Source organism: Novosphingobium sp. YAF33 (genome assembly GCF_052113265.1).
Taxonomy (GTDB): Bacteria; Pseudomonadota; Alphaproteobacteria; order Sphingomonadales; family Sphingomonadaceae; genus Novosphingobium.
On the sequence record NZ_JBFRCW010000007.1, the window covers coordinates 268,208 to 287,030 of the forward strand.

Here is an 18,823-nt window from a genome sequence, read left to right on the forward strand (position 1 = left end):
AAGCCGGGGTTTGCTCTTTATACAGTTTCAAGGACGAACACGCATGTCCCGTCGCCGCCAGATCTACGAGGGCAAGGCCAAGATCCTCTACGAAGGCCCTGAACCCGGCACCCTGATTCAGTATTTCAAGGACGATGCCACTGCGTTCAACGCGCAGAAAAAGGGCACGATCCAGGGCAAGGGCGTGATCAACAACCGCATCAGCGAGTACGTGTTCACGCGCCTGAATCACATTGGCGTGCCCAACCACTTCATCCGCCGCCTCAACATGCGCGAGCAGCTCGTCCGCCAGGTCGAGATCATCCCGATCGAGGTCGTGGTGCGCAATGTGGCGGCCGGTTCGATCTCGAAGCGCCTGGGCATTCCTGAAGGCGAGCCCCTGCCCCACACGCTGATCGAATATTACTACAAGGACGATGCGCTGGGCGATCCGATGATCGCCGAAGAGCACATCGCCTGCTTCGGCTGGGCCACCAACGAAGAGATGCAGGACATCTCGGCGATGGCGATCCGCGTGAACGACTTCATGTGCGGCATGTTCGCGGCGATCAACATTCGCCTCGTGGACTTCAAGCTCGAATTCGGCCGCATCTGGGACGGCGACTACAGCCGCGTGATCCTGGCGGACGAGATCAGCCCCGACGGCTGCCGCCTGTGGGACATGTTCACCGGCGAAAAGCTGGACAAGGACCGCTTCCGCCGCGACCTCGGCGGTGAGGAAGAGGCCTACCAGGAAGTCGCCCGCCGCCTCGGCCTGCTGCAGGACGACAACGGCCCGAGCGAAGTGCTCGACCTGTCGAAGCACCGCAAGCTGCGCGGGAAGTAAGTCTCGCAGGACCTTGAAAAGAGCCCGGCCGCCGCAAGGCGCGCCGGGCTCTTTTCGTTTGCCCGTTGTCCGCCTCGCCAGGATCGCGGAAGGCCGCAGCCTCTTGTTATCAGCGACTTGGTGAGGCACTCCCGCGCGATGCGGAAGATTCTCCTCGCCGCCCTGCTCTTTGCCGCGCCGCTCGGCGCATCGGCCCGAGAGGCCGTGCCGCGCGCCGAGAGAGCCGGCACCAACGACACCAGCTGGGCCTTCGAAAAGAGCGACATCCCGCTCGATTCCGAGTTCCGCTTCGGGCGCCTCGCCAACGGCATGCGCTATATCGTGCGGCGCAATGCCACCCCCGTCGGAACCGCCGTGGTGCGGATGGAAGTCGCCGCCGGCTCGCTCGACGAGCATGACGACGAACAGGGCTTCGCGCATTTCGTGGAGCACATGGCCTTCAACGGCAGCAAGCGCGTGCCCGAAGGTCAGATGATCCCTCTTCTCGAACGCGACGGCCTGGCTTTCGGCGCGGACACCAATGCCTCCACCAGCTTCGAACGCACCGTCTACAAGCTGGACCTGCCGCGCAGCGACGCCGCCCTTCTCGACACGTCGCTCATGCTCATGCGCGAGACCGCGGGCGAGCTGACGATCTCGCAAGCCGCGATCGACCGCGAGCGCGGCGTGATCCTTTCGGAAATGCGCGACCGCAACACGTTTGCCTTGCGCAACACCATCGATTCGACGCGCTTCTTCTACCCTCGCGCGCTCTATTCCCGCCGCTTCCCCATCGGCACCGTCGCCACGCTCAATGCCGCCAACGCACAGAACCTGCGCGCGTTCTATGCGCGCGAATATGTTCCGGACCATGTCACCCTGGTCATCGTCGGAGACTTCGATCCGGCAGCGGTCGAGGCCGGGATCGTGCGCCACTTCGGAGACTGGCAGGGTCCGCAGGCCGAGCTGCAGCCCGATGCCGGGCCGGTGGATGCCAAGGATCGCAAGCGCACCGGCGTCTGGATCGACCCCGCACTGTCGGAACGGCTGACCATCCAGCGCAACGGCGCCTGGCTGGACGAGCCCGACACGATCGCCCAGCGGCAGGAGAACCTGCTGCGCTCGATCGGCTACGCCATCGTCAACCGCCGCCTGCAGCGCCTTTCGCGAAGTGCCCAGCCCCCATTCCGCGGCGCCGGCTTCGGCACGGGAGACGTTTTCGAAACCGCTCGCTCCACCCGCCTCATCATCGACAGCGTGGACGGCAAATGGGCGGACGGCGTGGCCGCCGTCGCCCGCGAATATCGCCGCGCCCTGGCGCACGGTTTCAGCGCTGCCGAAGTCTCCGAACAGCTCGCCCAATTGCGCAGCTCGCTCGTCGATGCGGCCGGTTCGGCGAATACCCGCAGCAATGCGGTGCTGGCGGCTATCGCGCTGGCGCTCGTCGACGATCGGCTGGTGCCCTCCACGCCGGCCTCCGGGCTCGAACGCTTCGAGGCTTTTGCGCCCCGGATCACGCCCAAGGCCGTGCTGGCCGCTGTCCGGCGCGAGGCGCTGGCGCTCGACAAGCCCCTGATCCGCTTCGAAGGCCGCAAGGCCCCGGACGGCGGCGAACCGGCCCTGCGCAGCGCCTGGCAGCAAGCCATGCGCGGCCCCGTGCCTCGCGAAAACGCGGCCGCCGCCGCGAACTTCGGCTATACCGCCTTCGGCACGCCCGGCACGGTCGTCAGCGATACCCGCGATCCCCTGCTGGGCATTCGCGAGCTGCGTTTTTCCAACGGCGTCATGCTCAATCTCAAGCAGACCGAACTGGAAAAGGATCGCGTGCGCGTCAGCCTCTCCATCGACGGTGGCGACATGCTGGAGACGCGGGATGACCCCCTGGCCACGGACATGGTGGGCTGGCTCGAAAAGGGCGGCCTCGGCAAGCACAGCCGCGACGATCTGGACAGCATCATGGCGGGCCATACGCTGGGCTTCGGCCTGTCGAGCGGCACGGCCAGCTTCGACGCGCAGACGGTCACCACCCCGCGCGACCTGGAACTGCAACTCCAGCTGCTCACCGCCCTGGTCACCGATCCCGGCTACCGCGCCGAGGGTGAAGTGCAGTACCGCCAGCAGGTGAACAACACTTTCGCCCGGCTTCGCGCCACGCCTTCCTCGGCGATGAGCGCGGATCTTGGCCGCATCGTTTCCGACAACGACCCGCGCTTCAGCCTCCAGCCGGTCGAGACCTACCGGCGGCTGACTTATGCCCGGCTGCAGAAGAGCATTTCGGATCGCCTTGCCCATGGCGCCGTGGAAGTGGGCCTCGTCGGCGATTTCGACGAGGACAAGGCCATCGCCTTCGTGGCCGGGACGCTGGGCGCTCTCCCGCCGCGTGAAGCGGCGTTCCAGGCTTATGACGAACAGCCGCCGCGCACCTTCACGGCAGACCGCAGCGCCCGGGTGGTTCGCCACACCGGCCCTGCCGATCAGGCCCTGTTGCGGCTGACCTGGCCCACGCGCGACGATTCGGACCCGCTCGACACGCTCAGGCTGGAAATGCTCGAGCGTGTCGTCCGCATCGAACTGACCGACAGTCTGCGCGAAGCCCTGGGCAAGGCCTATTCACCCTCGGCCGGCAGCTCGCTGTCGCATTACTGGAAGGGTTACGGCACGTTCGCCATCGCCGCCTCGATCGACGTTGCCGACGTTCCCGCCAGCCGCGAGGCAATCCGCAAGGTCCTGCTCGATCTCCGCGCCGCGCCCGTCAGCGACGACGTGCTGCAGCGCGCCCGCGCACCCCTGCTCGAAGCCTACCAGAACGCCCTGAAAGGCAATGCGACCTGGCTCTCGCTGGTCGACCGCGCACAGAGCCAGCCCGACCGCATCGCCCGTTTCACCCAGGCCCGCGAGCGGCTGACCAGGATCACGGCCGCAGACCTCCAGACGATGGCACAGCGCTATCTCGATCCGAACAAGGGCCTGGAGGTCCTGGCCTTGCCCGAGGGCGTCGAATCGCCCAGGCCTTGAGGGATCGGGCCTTAACCGCCCGCCCGAACTGCAAGGCCAGTGCAGCCCCGTCCTCTAGCGCGCGTGGTTGGGGCGGGTGGGCCGGCCGGTGCGCTCCGCCCATTCGGCGATGAGGTCGTCGTAGAGGCTTTGGTCGATCAGGTCGTATTTTTCCGGGAAGTTGGTGAAAGCGTTCATCGCGCTTTTCACCGCGCCGGTTTCCATCAGCTCGCGGGCCATGGCAAGATGGCCCACTGCAGCCGAGACCCAGCCCCAGGCGGTGGAGAGGGTGAAGGCCGTGTCAGGCAGGTTGAAGCCCAGCGTGCAGACCGGGATGGTCATGTGCGGGATCACTTCGGCCTGCTGCTCGGGCGGTGCGCTGGCGAAGACGATGGCATCGGCGCCGGCCTCGGCATAAGCGTGGCCGCGGCGGATGGCTTCCTCGACCGATCCGCCCCCGCCGCCGCCATTGGCGCTGGTATAGAGTTCGTCGCAGCGCGCGATGATGACCAGACCGGAATCACCCCGTCCCTTCACCCCGGCCTCGATTCGCAGCTGCATGTCCTCGACCGAACAGAGACCGTTCACATGCTTGGAATGCTTGGGATTGACCTCGTCTTCGACATGGTAGCCCGCGATCCCGGCCGCTGCGTAACGGCGCGTGAAATGATAGGCGTCGGCCACCGTCTCGCCCAGGGTATCCGCGTCGACGATGAGCGGGATGTCGATGGCCTGCGCGATCCGGGCGGACTGCTCGATCATCTCGACCTGGCTGAATACGCCGTTGTCCGGCACCGCATAGTGAAACGCCGAGCAGGCGTGGCCGCCGAGATAGGCCGCCTTGAAGCCGACATGCTCGACGATGCGCCCGGTCAGGGCCGAATAGGCCTCGGCCGCGACGAAGTGCTCACCGTTCTCGATCAGCGCGCGCAGTTTCTCACCCGGCGTCGGCATCGCGTTTCTCTCCCGCTCTTGTCGAGCGAGGGCTCGCACGATTGCCGGGAGCGGACAAGCCGCCCGGCATGCCCAGGGCCGCCGGCGCCCCGCTTATCGGCGGGGCGTTGCGATCACACCGCTTCCGCGGCCGCGCCGATGCGTTCGAGCGTGGGGATCAGTTCGTCGAAGTGATCGATCACGGCGGCCGCGCCAAGCTCCTGCGCCGGGCGATCGTTGAAGCCGAAGCTCACTGCCACGCAGGGAATGCCTGCCGCGGCCGCCGCGCCGGTATCGTATGTGGTATCGCCGACGAAGGCCGCGCGGATGGGCCTGTCGGCGCTGCCGGCCCGCTCCAGCATGAGTTCGATCAGATCCGGTTTCGGCTTGGCCCGGCCGGGGCCGAGCGTATCGCCGCCGATCACCGTGAAGAAATGATGCGAAAGGCCCAGCTCCGCGAAGATCTTCACGGCCAGGTGCTCCAGCTTGTTGGTCACCACCGCGATCCTGACGCCGCGCGCCGCCAGCCCCTGGAGCATGGCCTCTCCGCCCGGATAGAGCCGGGTCTGCACGGCGACATGGTCGCTGTAGAAATCGATCAGCGCCTGGTGCAGCGCGCTCAGCCGCTCGTCCGAAACCGGACCGCCGGTGACTTCCAGCCCCCGGGCCAGCATCTTCCTGGCGCCGCCGCCCACAAGGTCGCGCACGGCATCGAAGGGGATCGCCGGGCGCCCCTCCAGAGACAAGGCATGGTTGAGGGCTACGGCCAGATCGCCGAGCGAATCCAGCAGGGTTCCGTCCAGATCGAAACCGACGATATCGAAAGGGAAGTCCGTCATTCCCCGATCAGTGGCTTGTCGCTGTGGAAACCGCAACAATTTGCTGGCAAGTGATGCACATGGTCGAACATTCAACGCCCCTCGCTATCGTCGTTCTCGCTGCCGGCAAGGGCACTCGCATGAAGAGTGACTTGCACAAGGTTCTCCATCCCATAGCCGCGCGGCCGATGCTGGAACACCTGCTCGAAAGTGCAGCGGCGCTGGCGCCAGAGCGGCAGGTGGTGGTGGCCGGGCACGGCCGCGAACAGCTGGAAAAGGCCCTTGGCGGCCGTGCCGCGATTGCCGTTCAGGAACCCCAGCTCGGCACCGGGCATGCGGTGCAGCAGGCCGAAACGGCGCTTTCGGGATTCGCGGGCGACGTACTGATTCTCTACGGCGACGTGCCTTTCGTCAGCACCGCAACGATGCGCGCGATGATCGACCGGCTCCATGCCGACGATTCGCCGGCTGTCGTCGTGCTCGGGTTCGAGCCGGACGAGCCGCTGCAATATGGCCGCGTGCTCGCCCATGACGACGGGCGCATCGCGATGATGGTGGAATACAAGGACGCCACCGAAGAGCAGCGCGCCTGCCGCCTCTGCAATTCCGGGCTGATGGCAGTGAAGTCGGCAGACCTGTTCGACCTGCTCGCCCGCGTCGGCAACGACAATGCCCAGGGCGAATATTACCTGGTCGACATCGTCAATGTGGCGACGCTCGAAGGACGCGCCTGCGCGGTGATCGTCACGCCGGATCCCGATGAAGTGGGCGGCATCAACAGCCGCGGCGAACTGGCCGAGGCCGAAGCCCGCTGGCAGGCCCGGCGCCGCATCGCCGCCATGGCGGACGGCGTGACCCTGATCGCACCCGAAACGGTGTTCTTCGCCTGGGACACCGTGCTCGGCCGCGATGTCACCATCGAGCCCAACGTGGTCTTTGCCCCCGGCGTGACCGTGGCGGACAATGTCGTCATCCACGCCTTTTCGCACCTCGAAGGCGCGACCCTCGAAAGCGGCGTCGCCATCGGTCCCTACGCCAGGCTGCGCCCCGGCGCGGTGCTGCGCAAGGGCGCCAAGGTCGGCAACTTCGTCGAAGTGAAGAACGCCGAACTGGGCGAAGGCGCCAAGGCCAACCACCTGACTTACGTGGGCGATGCCACGATCGGCGCCAAGGCCAACCTCGGCGCAGGCACGATCACCTGCAATTACGACGGCTACTTCAAGCACCGGACCGTCATCGGCGAGCGCGCTTTCATCGGCTCGAACAGCGCCCTCGTCGCCCCGGTCAAGATCGGTGCCGACGCCATCGTCGCGGCCGGCAGCACGGTCACCCGCGACGTCGCTGACGGCGAGCTGCGGCTGGTGCGCGGCGAACAACTGGTCAAGCCCGGCTGGGCCGACCGTTTCCACGATGCGATGAAGAAGAAAAAGGCCGAAAAGTCGGCAGGCTGATGCGAAAACGGGCGGTCATGGACCGCCCGTCGTCATGTCAGCGGGGAAACCGGCCGATCAGGCGCCGATGGCCTGCTTCTGGGCGATGAAGTCCAGTTCGCTCTTGGCGCCGGCGTTGCTCGGATCGTAATCGAGCGACTGGCGGAACAGCTTGGCGGCATCGTCCAACTGGCCCATCTCGATCTTGTTGTAGCCCATCCCGCGCAGCGCGCGCGCCGCCACCGATGCGTCAGTGCCCTTGGTGTCCTTGTCCACCAGCGCCCAGGCATGGGAGAACAGATCGTAAGAGCGCTGCCATTCACGGCGCGACTTGAACAGTTCCGCATATTCGTTGGCGAAATGCGCATTGTCCGGCGCCAGCTCCGTGGCGCGCCGCAGCTCGCCTTCGGCAAGGTCGCCACGGCCGAGATCGACGAGCGCGAAGCCCTTGCCGAAGTGCGCATCGCAGACGGCGCTGCTCACCGCGACCGCCTTGCCCGCGGCCACCGGCGCATCCGCAGCCTGGGACTGGCAGAGCCGCGGCCGGGCATCGCCGCTCAGCGCCTGCTCGCTGGCCAGGATCACCGAATCGAACATCTTAACCGCCTGCGCGGGCTTGCCGGCACGGATCAGGGCAAAGCCCTTGCTGACGCCGTTCTGGCTCTCGACATGAAGCGCCGTGTTCACCACCGCGGCACTGCCGCCGATGTCACGCGCGAAAGCAGCTCCGGAACCAGCCGTAGCGACCATCCCGACAAAAGCACCGGCCAGACCGATAGAAGTAAATGAAACCGACTTCTTGATGAAGTTCATCGGCCGATCCTCTCCAGGAACATCCTCTCCAGGAACACCGATCGTGTGCCGGTCTTTGCCGGTCGATTGTCGTCGGAACAGTGTTCGTCGAAGCCTGCAGACTATCCGACGGACGCGGTTTGACAAGAACTTTCACGAAACCCAGATATCAGGCACCGAATCTTTCCCGCCTACGGAGTATCCATGTCCAACAACCCCTGGAGCCACAGCCGAAATTCCGCGATCGCGGACGATGTCGATTTCGAGATCAAGGGCCACGAGCTGCAGTTCGTGGAGATCGAGCTCGATCCCGGCGAAAGCGCGGTGGCGGAGGCAGGAGCGATGGTGTGGAAGGATTCCTCGATCGCCATGTCGACCGTGTTCGGAGACGGTTCCGAGCAGCAGGGCGGCGGTTTCATGGGCAAGCTGCTCGGCGCGGGCAAGCGGCTGGTCACGGGCGAGAGCCTGTTCACCACCGTCTTCACCCATGAGGGCCGCGGCAAGGCCCGCGTGGCCTTCGCTGCGCCGATCCCCGGCTCGATCCTGCCGATCAAGCTGGATGACGTGGACGGCCGCCTGATCTGCCAGAAGGACGCCTTCCTTTGCGCCGCGCGCGGAGTCTCGATCGGGGTGCACTTCCAGCAGAAGATCATGACCGGTCTGTTCGGCGGCGAAGGCTTCATCATGCAGCGCCTCGAAGGCGATGGCTGGGTCTTCGTGCAGATGGGCGGCACCGTGATCGAACGCACCCTGGCCGCGGGCGAGGAACTTCATATCGATACCGGCTGCGTTGCCGCTTTCACCGCGGGCATCGACTTCGACGTGATCCGGGCGGGTTCGGTCAAGTCGATGATCTTCGGCGGCGAGGGCGTGTTCTTCGCGCGGCTGCGCGGGCCCGGGCGCGTCTGGATCCAGTCCCTGCCCTTCTCGCGCCTGGCCGGGCGGATGATGGCTGCCGCCGTGCCTTACGGCGGGCAGAACCGCGGGGAGAGCACCATGCTCGGCCTCGGCGCCGTAGGCGGCCTTGCGGCGATGATCGGCGGGGACGATTGACCGCTTCGGATTACATCCGAAAACCCATCCGATTTGCACACATTACCAAGCCTTCATGGTGGCGCCACCAAACGCCAACCATTATCGGTGTAACGGCACGTCAGTTTCGGCTCGAACTAAGGTAACGCAAGCACAATGTGTGGAATCATCGGCATCGTCGGCAAGGAAGAAGTCGCGGATCGGCTGGTCGACGGTCTTCGGCGCATGGAATATCGCGGTTATGACAGCGCGGGCGTCTGCACGGTTGAGAACGGCCAGCTGATCCGCCGCCGCGCGCAGGGCAAGCTGGTCAATCTCGTGAACGAGCTGGCCCGGGATCCCGCACCGGGCCTGATGGGCATCGCCCACACCCGCTGGGCCACTCACGGCGCGCCGACGGCCGCCAACGCGCACCCCCACGCCACCGAGCACCTGGCGCTGGTCCACAACGGCATCATCGAGAACTTCAAGCCGCTGCGCGAAGCCCTCGAATCGCGCGGCCGCACTTTCGAGAGCCAGACCGACACCGAAGTGGTGGCCCACCTCGTGTCCGAACAGGTCGAGGCCGGGCTTTCCCCGCAAGAGGCCGTGAAAGTCGTCCTCCCGCAGCTTCGCGGTGCCTTCGCGCTTGCGATCGCCTTCCGCCAGCACCCCGACCTGCTGATCGGCGCCCGCCTCGGCTCGCCGCTGGTCGTCGGCTACGGCGAAGGCGAGACCTACCTCGGTTCCGACGCCCTCGCCCTGGCCCCCCTCACCCAGCGCATCACGTACCTCGACGAGGGCGACTGGGTCGTCATCACCCGCGAAGGCGCGCAGATCTTCGATGCCGACAACAACCCGGTGGAGCGCGAGATCGTCTCCTCGGGTGCCTCGGCCGTCGCCATCGAGAAGGGCAATTACCGCCACTTCATGCAGAAGGAGATCTTCGAGCAGCCGACCGTGGTGGCGCAGACGCTGCGCAGCTACATCCACCAGGTCGACCAGTCGGTCGCCCTGCCGCAGATCGATTTCGACCTTTCCGCGATCAAGCGCATCACCATCGTCGCCTGCGGCACCAGCTTCTATGCGGGCATGGTGGCGAAATACTGGATCGAGACTTTCGCCCGCTTGCCGGTCGACATCGATGTGGCCTCCGAATTCCGCTACCGCGACCCCGTGCTGGAGCCGGGCGGCCTTGCCCTGTTCATCTCGCAATCGGGCGAGACGGCGGACACGCTCGCCGCGCTCAAGCACTGCAAGGCGGCCGGGCAGACGATCGCCGTTGTCGTCAACGTGCCCACCAGCACGATGGCGCGCGAGGCCGACCTGCTGCTGCCGACCCATGCCGGGCCGGAAATCGGCGTGGCCTCCACCAAGGCCTTCTCGTGCCAGCTCGCCGTGCTGGCGGCGCTGGCCGCGCACCTCGCCGTCAAGCGCGGGCGCATGGACCGGGCCGAGGAGATGGACGTCGTCCACCACCTGCTGCAAACGCCTGCCAGCCTCAACGCCGCGCTTGCCTTCGACGAAGAGATCGCCGCCATGGCGCATCTGATCGCACCGGCGCGCGATGTGCTCTACCTCGGCCGGGGCCCCGACTATCCGCTGGCTCTGGAAGGTGCATTGAAGCTGAAGGAAATCAGCTACATCCACGCCGAAGGTTATGCCTCGGGCGAAATGAAGCACGGCCCCATCGCCCTCATCGACGAAGCCGTGCCGGTGATCGTCCTCGCCCCCTCCGGCCCGCTGTTCGAGAAGACCGTCAGCAACATGCAGGAAGTGCGCGCACGCGGCGGCAAGGTCGTGCTGATCTCTGACGCCGAAGGCATTGCCGAAGCCGGCGAAGGCTGCATCGCCACGATCGAGATGCCCCGCGTCCACCCGCTCATCGCCCCGCTGGTCTATGCGGTGCCGGTGCAGCTGCTGGCCTACCACGTCGCCTGCGTGAAGGGCACGGACGTCGACCAGCCGCGCAACCTCGCCAAGAGCGTGACCGTCGAATAGAGGCCGGTTCGGCTCGACCTTGCCGCAGGTCGTGCCGAAGCCCGGCGGCCATCATGGCGGCAGCGCGCATTTTCCCGGCTGCCGGCCATCTTGCACGACGCCCGAAAACAGCCTGATGGTTTACTCCGCGCTAACCTTCACACGATAGGCTCTCCGCGTGAGAAAGCGGTCGCAACCCACTCAACCGCTCCCGAAGGAGCTGCCAGTCTCCGCTATCCTTGGGCTGACCCAGCCGGCGGAGGGGGATTGGGCGCGCCTGCGCGGCATTCAATATTCGTGCCTCTCCCGCGCGCCTGTCGCCCGATTCGTCACGCAATTCGCCGCCATGCTGGCCGCTGCCGGACTGCTGGCGCCGCGCCTTGATCCCCGGCTGATCCTGGGCTGGGCCGTGCTCGTCTGCGCCGCGGCCTGGTACGGTGCCCGAATCGACAACGCCGTTTCCGCAGCCGAGGGACGGAACCTGCGGCCCGGCGAGGCCCGCGCCTATCTGGCGGCAACCATCGTCAAGGGCCTGGTCTGGTCGATCCCGGTCTGCGGCTTCGGGCCGTTCCTGGCTGCGGACGTGCAAGTGAAGCTCTGGACCGTCCTGGCGATGCTGATGACGGCTTTCGCAGTGCTGATCCCGGGCGTGCCGATGGGCACACTCGTCTTCACCGGGCTTGCCGGCGGTTCCGCCATCGCCTGTTTCCTCGCGCTCGGCCTCTACGACGTCGCGCTGGTCGCTTCCGCCTTCATCGCCGTGGTCGTGGCCGGCGCCATCCAGTCCGCCCGGCAGTTCCTTACCGGCAAAGTGGCCGAAGCGGGCATGGTCGAGCGGGACGAAGTGGTCTCGCTGCTGCTGCGCGAATTCGAGGAAGGCGAGGCCGACTGGCTCTGGCAGATCGACACCACCCGCCGGGTCCGCGCCGTCTCGCCGCGTTTCGCCTTCGCGCTCGGCAAGCAACCGCGCGAGATCGAAGGCATGCCATTCCTTCAGCTCATTGCCGGCGCGAACTGGGAAACCGGCGATTTCCCGGCAAGCCTTCACGATCTGGCCGAGCGATTGAAGCGCCGCGAAAGCTTCTCCAACTTGCTCATCCGCGTCACCCTGTCAGGCAAGGCGCGCTGGTGGGAGCTGTCCGGAACGCCGAACGTGGACGAAACCGGCCAGTTCGACGGGTTCCACGGCGTCGGCTCCGATGTGACCGAAGCACGCGAGAACTCCGACAAGATCGCCTGGCTCGCGCGGTACGACCCGCTGACCGGCATGCCTAATCGCCTGATGCTGGGCGAAGCCCTCGGCGAAGCGCTCTCCCACGCCTCGCAGTGGCGCATGCGCTGCGCGTTCCTGATGATCGACCTCGATCGCTTCAAGGCGATCAACGACACCCTGGGGCACCACGTCGGCGACCAGCTTCTGGCCCGCGTGGCGGAACGCCTGAAGGAACAGATGACGGAACGCGAGGTCTGCGGCCGTCTGGGCGGTGACGAATTCGCGATCGTCATCCGCGATGCCACCGATCTAGACTACGTCAAGCGCGTGGCGCAGCGCGTGATCCAGAGCCTCTCGCAGCCCTACCAGGTCGATCACCATACGCTGTTCGTGGGCGCCTCGATCGGCTCGGCCATCGGCCCGCGCGACGGCGATGCAGTGGAAACGCTGATGCGCAATGCCGATCTTGCGCTCTACCGCTCGAAAGACGAAGGCGGCAACGCCCACTTCACCTACGAACCCGCGCTTCACACCCGCGCCGAGGAACGCCGCAAGCTGGAATCGTCCATGCGCTCGGCGCTGGAACGCAAGGAGTTCACGCTCAACTTCCAGCCCGTGGTGGATACCCAGAACGAAACCGTCGTCAGCTTCGAGGCCCTGCTGCGCTGGAACAGCAAGGAACACGGCGCGGTGAGCCCGGTGAAGTTCATCCCCCTCGCCGAGGATACCCGGCTTATCATCCCGATCGGCGAATGGGTGCTGCGCGAAGCCTGCCGGGAAGCGATGAACTGGCCGGACCATGTGCGCGTGGCCGCGAATGTCTCGGGCGAGCAACTGCTCGACCCGAATTTCGTGACCAGCGTCGTCTCCGCCCTCACCGAAAGCGGTCTTCCGGCCGCGCGCCTCGAACTGGAAGTGACCGAAAGCATCTTCCTGCGCGATGCCACCCTTGCCCGTTCCGCGCTCGAAAAGATCATGGCGCTGGGCTGTAAGGTGGCGCTCGACGATTTCGGCACCGGCTATTCTTCGCTCGGCTACCTGCGCAAGTTGCGGTTTTCGACCATCAAGATCGACCGCTCCTTCGTGCAGGGCGCGGCCACCGGCAATGCCGAAAGCCTGGCGATCATCCGCGCCGTGGTCGCCATGGCCGACAGCCTCGACATGTCGACGACCGCGGAAGGCGCTGAGACCGAAAAGGAAGTCGAGATGATCCGCAAGCTCGGCTGCCGCAAGATCCAGGGCTATTACTATGGACGGCCGATGTCCGCGAAGGACGCGGTCGCGCTGTTCCGCAACCGCGCCTTCTCGGCCGTGTGATCAGGCACGCATCGGCGATCCTTGACCCTAACCGTAGATCGGCAGGATCTGCGGCAAGTCGGACGTCGTGCGGATACCCGGCGGTGCGGCGCATACGGCGGGAATGGCATTGACCGGCCGGTGCGCCGTCAACCCCGGCGTGTAGGCGGCATAGTCTTCCTCCGCGACCGGGAACGTGATGTCCACCTTCACCGGCGTGTCCCCCTCGGTGGTGATCCGCCATCCGGATTCGCGCAGGTCCCACTCGTGCTCGATCTCGGTCGTCACATACCAGTTCGCGCGGAACCGCATGACCGGGCGGCCGCCGCTCTTGCAGGTGATCGTGGTGCGCATCGCGCCGACGGTGCCGGCCGGGACCGTGCCCGCCGCGATCGTCAGGTCCTTGAGGGTCGGCGAGAGTTCGCCCACCGCCTCGATCTCGTCCACCTTGAGGCCCACGGCATCGGCAATCTGCGAGAGCGAGCTGCCGAAATCGCCCTTGAGATGCTCGGCCCGGCGCTGGTCGAATGGTGCCATCGGCGCTGCGAAACCCATCACCTGGAACAGCATCTCGGGCGAATTGCGGCTGGAGACGTCGGCATATTCGTCGATGGTCAGCAGCCCGTGCGTGCGCTGGAGCGACAGGAGCGGGATCGCCAGGGCTTCCGTCACGAAGCCGGGGCTCGATCCGGTGCTGTAGATCGAGGTCTGGCCCGAGCGGCAGGCCTCCTCCACCCGCGCGCGAAGTGCAGGGTCCATCCGCGCGGGATTGTGGAAGTCGCCGCGCGTGGTGACCACGTTCTTGCCCGATGCGAGCAGTGTGCAGATCTCGTCCCAGTCGGTGCCCTGGCGCATATAGAGCACGCAGTCCGCATGGAGCGCCGCGAGTTCGTCCAGCGAATTGGTGGCCTTCACGCCCGTGGGCGGCAATCCGCAAAGGTCGCCTGCATCCTTGCCCACCTTTTCGGGCGAGCTGACCCAGAGCCCCACAAGGTCCATGCGGGGATGCTCGATCACCGTGCGCAAGGCGCGGCTGCCCACATTGCCCGTCGCCCACTGGATGACGCGCCAGTTTCGGCCTTCCATCGCTTCTCTCCCGTTTCTTGTCTCGTGCGGACTTGGCCGCTGGTCATGAACTCCCGCAATCCCCGGATGGGAACGGCGGGTTCAGGGCGCCATCCAGCTGACGGTATCCTGCTGGGGGTCGGGCGAATCGGCTTTCCATCGCACCGAACCGAACGGCCGCTCCAGCCGGCGCCGCACCCGGTTGCCCTGATGGGAGCGGTTGAACGCATCGGCCTGGGTCTGAAGCTCGATATCGGCCTGGGTGAAGCGGTCGCGCAGGCGCAAGTAGTCGCCCCAGGTCGGGCAGTGGTAGCGCTCCGTCCAGAGCGCGGGATCGGCGATGTCCCGCGCAAGCGACCATTCGAAGCCGCCGTTGCGTTTGCGCATCGACTGCATTTTCATCATCACTGCATAGAAGTCTCGCGCGCGTTCGGGATCGACGTCGTAGTCCACCTCGATCACCACTGGCCCGGACCGCAAAGTCAGGGCCATGCCCACGGCGGGCTCGTGGCCCAGCGGCACTTCCTCGGTATCGGCCTGGTCGCCGCCGATGGGCATGAGCAGTCCGAGCAGCGCGGTCGCGCCAACGGCAATGCCCGAAGCCACCAGCGCAAAGGCCACGCTCCGCCCCGCCGCCACTTCGCCCCAGGCCCAGGCGCCCAGCCCGATTCCGGCGGTGATGGCCGAGGAAAACAGCGAGAGCGCCCGCGCCGTCACCCAGCGCGGCGCGGAAAGCTGCACGGTCACGTTGAGCATGGCAACGGTCAGGATATTGCAGGCGCCCACGATCAGGAACGCCGCGCAGGTCACCACGATGTCATGGCTCATGCCGATCGCAACAAGCGCCAACCCGGTCCCGATGGCGAAGATCCGCACGGCCAGCTCGGTCGAGATCGCCTCGCGGATGCGGCTGACGAACAGCGCGCCGGCCACAGCGCCCACGCCTTGCGCGCCGAGCAGCACACCGAACGTGGACGCATCGCCGTGCAGCAGGTCCCGCGCGATCAGCGGCGCCAGGGCAGAGGCCGTCGCCGTGCTCAGGCCGAAGACCAGCACGCGCACCAGCGCCGTGCGGATCGCCGGGGCGTGGAGCGCATAGCGAACGCCGCCGATGATCGCGCGGTCCATCCGCTCGGGCGGCAGCCGCGAAGGTGCATGGCGGCGGCGCCAGAGGAAGAAGGCGAACAGCAGCGGCAGATAGAGCAGCGAGGTCATGCCGAAAACAGCCTTGGCCCCGTAGATCACCACGATCAGGCCGCCGAGGGCCGGTCCGAAGCTGCGCGCGACATTGTAGCTGATCGTCCCCAGAGCCACCGCCGCAGGCAGATGCGCGCGCGACACCTGCTCGGGAATCGACGCCTGCCAGGACGGCGAATAGAGCGCGACCCCTCCCCCGATCAGCGCGCAGAACAGCAGCAGCAGCCACGGCGTGATCAGGCCGAGGAATGCCACCACCGCCAGCACCGCCGCGCAGATCGCACTGAACGTCAGGCCGGTCATGGCGATGCGGCGACGGTCGAACATGTCGGCGATGGCGCCCGCAGGCAGCGTCACCAGGACGAGCGGCAACATCATCGCCGATTGCACCAGCGCGACCATGCTCGGCGAATTACTGAGCCGCGTCATTTCCCAGGCCGCGCCGACGCCCAGGAAGAGCTGTCCGAAATTCGAGAACAGGCTGGCCGTCCAGATCCGCCGGAACGTGGGTTCGCGCAAAGGTGCGAAGGCGCCCCCCGATTGCTCCGCCCGTTCCAATCCCGTCATGCCCGCCCTTTCGCATTTTTCTGTCTGGAGATGATGGCGAGGGTGGCCGCAGCGTCAAGGCGGCTGACCGAACAGGCCCCTTCCTCGCACCCGGCCCCGCCCCCACGATATGCTTGGGCGCAGCGGCAATCGCCAAGGCGATAGGAGCCGGGCCGCCAATTGCAATTCCCCGGCCGGGCCAGCATCACCCCGGACAAAGCGCGCAGGTAAGCCCGATCCGCGCGGATTTTCGAGGAGAGCAGACCGTGACCGACGCCTATATCATCGACGCCGTCCGCACCCCGCGCAGCATCGGCAAGATGGGCAAGGGCGCGCTGTCCGCCATGCACCCGGAACACTTGTCCGCCACGGTGCTGGCTGCGCTGAAGGACCGCAACGGCATCGACACGGCCGATGTGGACGACGTGATCTGGGGTGTTTCGGCGGCCATCGGCCTTCAGGGCGGCGACATCGGCCGCATGGCCGCGCTCGATGCCGGCTACGACATCCGGGCCGGCGGCGTCACGCTCAACCGCTTCTGCGGCTCCAGCCTCACCGCGACCAGCCTCGCCTCCGCAATGATCATGTCGGGCATGTCGGATCTCATGGTGGCCGGCGGGATGGACATGCTCTCCTACGCCAATGCCCACGGCATGAAGTTGCGCGAGGCCGGGCTGGGCAGCGCGGGCATGGGCGCTGGCAATCCGCGGCTTCAGGCCAGGCATCCGCAGACCAACCAGGGCGTCGCCGCCGATGCGATCGCGGCGATGGAAGGCATCGGCCGCGCGGAACTGGAAGCGCTCGGCGTCGAGAGCCAGCGCCGCGCCGCGCAGGCCATCGCAGAGGGCCGGTTCGACAAGTCCACCATCGTGGTCCGCGACGATCAGGGCAATGTCATCCTGGACCATGAGGAATACCCGCGCCCGGACACCACGGCCGAAAGCCTCGCCCAGCTCAAGCCCGCCTTCGAGATGTTCTTCGACATGCCTTCCGTGCCGGGGGGCAAGACTTATGTGGAACTGATCAGGCAGGTCTATCCCGATCTCGACGTCAAGCCGATTCACCATGTGGGCATATCGTCCGGCGTCGTGGACGGCGCCTCGGCGATCCTGCTGGCGTCAAAGGACTATGCCGAGAAGCACGGCCTCAAGCCGCGTGCGCGCATCGTCGCCATGGCCGAGACGGGAGACTGCCCTACCCTCATGCTCAACGGCCCCGTGCCGGCGGCCAACAAGGTGCTGGCAAAAGCCGGGCTGACCAAGGACCAGATCGACGTCTGGGAAGTGAACGAAGCCTTCGCCGTGGTGGTCGAGAAATTCATCCGCGACCTTGACCTGGACCGCGCGAAGGTCAATCCGAATGGAGGTTCGATCGCGCTGGGCCATCCCATCGCCGGGACCGGGGCGATCCTTATCGGCACGGCGCTTGACGAACTGGAGCGCACCGGGGGCCGCTATGGCCTCATCACCATGTGCGCTGCGGGCGGCATGGCGCCGGCGATCGTCATAGAGCGCGTCTGAACGCCGGAACGAAGCAGGAGTATTGAGTGGCAACCGACGCGGAAGAAAAGCTGACCGGCAGACTGGGCGAGGCTTTCAACGACCCCGACATCAGTCCCCGTCGCCAGGTCGGCCTGCGCATGACGGTGATTTCCCGGCTTCAGCGCAGCAATTTCGACCGCAAGGTGGCCGTTCTCAACGTGACCCGCTCGCAATGGGCGATGATCGCGGTGGTTTCGCGCCATCCCGGCTCGACGCAGCGCATCATCGCCGAATATCTGGAAATGTCGGAAGCCTCCGCCGGACGACTGATCGACCGGCTCTGCGCGGAAGGCCTGCTGGAGCGCCGCGACCGCGCCGACGATCGCCGGGCACGCGCGGTCTACCTGACCGACGAGGCAAAGCCCCTGCTCGACCAGCTGGGGGAGATCGCCAATGAGCGCGAGGAACGCATGTTCCAGGGCTTTTCGGAAAGCGAGATCGAGCAGCTGCGCAGCTACATGAACCGCATCTACGACAATATCAGCCGCGACTGAGCGGCCATTTCGTCAGGCCGGACCGATCAATACGGCAGGTACAAAAAAGGGCGGCTCGCAGGAGCCGCCCTTTTTTCTTGGCTATTGCGCCCGGCTTACTTGGCCGCGGCAATGTCCTTCTTCGACAGCGAGGTGGTCAGCTTGCCGTCGACGGCCGTCAGGCTGGCGGCAGGGACCGTGACGAGGCGGCCGTTCAGGATGACCTGCGGATTGCCGTCTGCGGCAACGCGGTAGATCGGCGCGAGACGGTAGCCATTGGCACCATAGAGCATCTTGCCGGCAGTCAGGTCGAGCGGCGCGGCGGCCTCTTCGGTGACAGCACGAACCGACTGGGTGGTTTCGGCGAAAGCGGCCGGAACGATGCCGAAGGTGGCGACAGCGGCAGCAGCGGCAAGGGCAACGAACTTGTTCATCTCAGGCATCTCCAAAAAATCGAGGTTGGTGTCGAGGTTTTCTCAACTTACTAACCTAGGTTAGGAGTTGTTGAACAGATAGTCAATTGCATTTTCAGCACCAATCAAAACTTTTTTGCAACTGCACACGGCGATCCATCCGCCAGCCGGATCATGCTGCAATGCAGCGCAGGAAGGCATCGCACCGGCGGAGGGCGCAGCAATTGGCAGGCTTGATCGTGGGCACGATGAGGCGCGGGTTGCCAGCCCCCACCTTTGCGCTCAAATCGAATGAAGCCTCGGCGGAGGCGGAAAT

Annotated in this window: 14 protein-coding genes; 8 read left to right on the top strand and 6 right to left on the bottom strand. The window is 66.1% G+C overall.

What is annotated here, in order from left to right:
• The first annotated feature begins 43 nt into the window (after positions 1-43).
• Both purC and AB4Z00_RS16860 read left to right on the top strand, forming a co-directional pair.
• On the top strand, positions 44-826 hold the full coding sequence (purC, locus tag AB4Z00_RS16855) for a phosphoribosylaminoimidazolesuccinocarboxamide synthase (RefSeq protein ID WP_132263291.1): 783 nt from the start codon (positions 44-46) through the stop codon (positions 824-826).
• 138 nt (positions 827-964) lie between these two features.
• Complete coding sequence (locus AB4Z00_RS16860; RefSeq protein WP_442046654.1) at positions 965-3,820, top strand: M16 family metallopeptidase; 2,856 nt, start codon at positions 965-967, stop codon at positions 3,818-3,820.
• Positions 3,821-3,874: 54 nt separating this feature from the next.
• Here AB4Z00_RS16860 and AB4Z00_RS16865 read toward each other — a convergent pair whose 3' ends face one another.
• Both AB4Z00_RS16865 and AB4Z00_RS16870 read right to left on the bottom strand, forming a co-directional pair.
• Complete coding sequence (locus AB4Z00_RS16865; RefSeq protein ID WP_134093102.1) at positions 3,875-4,753, bottom strand: isocitrate lyase/PEP mutase family protein; 879 nt, start codon at positions 4,751-4,753, stop codon at positions 3,875-3,877.
• Between the two features lie 113 nt (positions 4,754-4,866).
• Positions 4,867-5,571, bottom strand: coding sequence for an HAD hydrolase-like protein (locus tag AB4Z00_RS16870; RefSeq protein WP_442046655.1), 705 nt, complete (start codon positions 5,569-5,571; stop codon positions 4,867-4,869).
• A gap of 59 nt (positions 5,572-5,630) precedes the next feature.
• On the opposite strand from AB4Z00_RS16870, the gene glmU reads away from it, so the two are divergent.
• Positions 5,631-7,001: a bifunctional UDP-N-acetylglucosamine diphosphorylase/glucosamine-1-phosphate N-acetyltransferase GlmU gene (gene glmU, locus AB4Z00_RS16875; protein ID WP_134093104.1), complete on the top strand. Its 1,371-nt coding sequence runs from the start codon at positions 5,631-5,633 to the stop codon at positions 6,999-7,001.
• Between the two features lie 57 nt (positions 7,002-7,058).
• Here the strand turns inward: glmU and AB4Z00_RS16880 are convergent, their stop codons facing one another.
• Positions 7,059-7,793, bottom strand: coding sequence for a tetratricopeptide repeat protein (locus AB4Z00_RS16880; protein WP_442046656.1), 735 nt, complete (start codon positions 7,791-7,793; stop codon positions 7,059-7,061).
• A gap of 183 nt (positions 7,794-7,976) precedes the next feature.
• Here AB4Z00_RS16880 and AB4Z00_RS16885 point away from each other — a divergent pair, with 183 nt between their 5' ends.
• The 3 genes from AB4Z00_RS16885 to AB4Z00_RS16895 all read left to right on the top strand — a co-directional run bounded on the left by AB4Z00_RS16885 (position 7,977) and on the right by AB4Z00_RS16895 (position 13,293).
• Complete coding sequence (locus tag AB4Z00_RS16885; protein WP_134093105.1) at positions 7,977-8,825, top strand: TIGR00266 family protein; 849 nt, start codon at positions 7,977-7,979, stop codon at positions 8,823-8,825.
• A 135-nt stretch (positions 8,826-8,960) separates the two neighbouring features.
• Positions 8,961-10,784, top strand: a complete 1,824-nt coding sequence (gene glmS, locus AB4Z00_RS16890) for a glutamine--fructose-6-phosphate transaminase (isomerizing) (RefSeq protein ID WP_442046657.1) — start codon at positions 8,961-8,963, stop codon at positions 10,782-10,784.
• 325 nt (positions 10,785-11,109) lie between these two features.
• Entirely contained in the window at positions 11,110-13,293 is a 2,184-nt protein-coding gene (locus AB4Z00_RS16895; protein WP_442046658.1) for a putative bifunctional diguanylate cyclase/phosphodiesterase, read from the top strand.
• Positions 13,294-13,320: 27 nt separating this feature from the next.
• Here AB4Z00_RS16895 and AB4Z00_RS16900 read toward each other — a convergent pair whose 3' ends face one another.
• Positions 13,321-14,358, bottom strand: a complete 1,038-nt coding sequence (locus AB4Z00_RS16900; protein WP_442046659.1) for an NAD(P)H-dependent amine dehydrogenase family protein — start codon at positions 14,356-14,358, stop codon at positions 13,321-13,323.
• An 81-nt stretch (positions 14,359-14,439) separates the two neighbouring features.
• Complete coding sequence (locus tag AB4Z00_RS16905) at positions 14,440-16,101, bottom strand: MFS transporter (RefSeq protein ID WP_442046660.1); 1,662 nt, start codon at positions 16,099-16,101, stop codon at positions 14,440-14,442.
• 245 nt (positions 16,102-16,346) lie between these two features.
• Between AB4Z00_RS16905 and AB4Z00_RS16910 the strand changes: the two genes are divergently transcribed.
• Positions 16,347-17,600, top strand: coding sequence for an acetyl-CoA C-acetyltransferase (locus AB4Z00_RS16910; protein WP_132263306.1), 1,254 nt, complete (start codon positions 16,347-16,349; stop codon positions 17,598-17,600).
• A 26-nt stretch (positions 17,601-17,626) separates the two neighbouring features.
• A complete protein-coding gene (locus AB4Z00_RS16915) occupies positions 17,627-18,115 on the top strand; it encodes a MarR family winged helix-turn-helix transcriptional regulator (RefSeq protein WP_132263308.1) in 489 nt (162 codons plus the stop codon).
• A 95-nt stretch (positions 18,116-18,210) separates the two neighbouring features.
• Here AB4Z00_RS16915 and AB4Z00_RS16920 read toward each other — a convergent pair whose 3' ends face one another.
• Positions 18,211-18,528 (bottom strand): hypothetical protein, encoded by a 318-nt coding sequence (locus AB4Z00_RS16920; protein ID WP_132263310.1) that lies wholly within the window; start codon positions 18,526-18,528, stop codon positions 18,211-18,213.
• Positions 18,529-18,823 lie beyond the last annotated feature (295 nt).

Coding starts and splice junctions, on each gene's coding strand:
- purC (WP_132263291.1), top strand. CDS start 44: ATGTCCCGTCGCCGCCAGATCTACGAGGGCAAGGCCAAGATCCTCTAC.
- AB4Z00_RS16860 (WP_442046654.1), top strand. CDS start 965: ATGCGGAAGATTCTCCTCGCCGCCCTGCTCTTTGCCGCGCCGCTCGGC.
- AB4Z00_RS16865 (WP_134093102.1), bottom strand. CDS start 4,753: ATGCCGACGCCGGGTGAGAAACTGCGCGCGCTGATCGAGAACGGTGAG.
- AB4Z00_RS16870 (WP_442046655.1), bottom strand. CDS start 5,571: ATGACGGACTTCCCTTTCGATATCGTCGGTTTCGATCTGGACGGAACC.
- glmU (WP_134093104.1), top strand. CDS start 5,631: ATGGTCGAACATTCAACGCCCCTCGCTATCGTCGTTCTCGCTGCCGGC.
- AB4Z00_RS16880 (WP_442046656.1), bottom strand. CDS start 7,793: ATGAACTTCATCAAGAAGTCGGTTTCATTTACTTCTATCGGTCTGGCC.
- AB4Z00_RS16885 (WP_134093105.1), top strand. CDS start 7,977: ATGTCCAACAACCCCTGGAGCCACAGCCGAAATTCCGCGATCGCGGAC.
- glmS (WP_442046657.1), top strand. CDS start 8,961: ATGTGTGGAATCATCGGCATCGTCGGCAAGGAAGAAGTCGCGGATCGG.
- AB4Z00_RS16895 (WP_442046658.1), top strand. CDS start 11,110: ATGCTGGCCGCTGCCGGACTGCTGGCGCCGCGCCTTGATCCCCGGCTG.
- AB4Z00_RS16900 (WP_442046659.1), bottom strand. CDS start 14,358: ATGGAAGGCCGAAACTGGCGCGTCATCCAGTGGGCGACGGGCAATGTG.
- AB4Z00_RS16905 (WP_442046660.1), bottom strand. CDS start 16,101: ATGACGGGATTGGAACGGGCGGAGCAATCGGGGGGCGCCTTCGCACCT.
- AB4Z00_RS16920 (WP_132263310.1), bottom strand. CDS start 18,528: ATGAACAAGTTCGTTGCCCTTGCCGCTGCTGCCGCTGTCGCCACCTTC.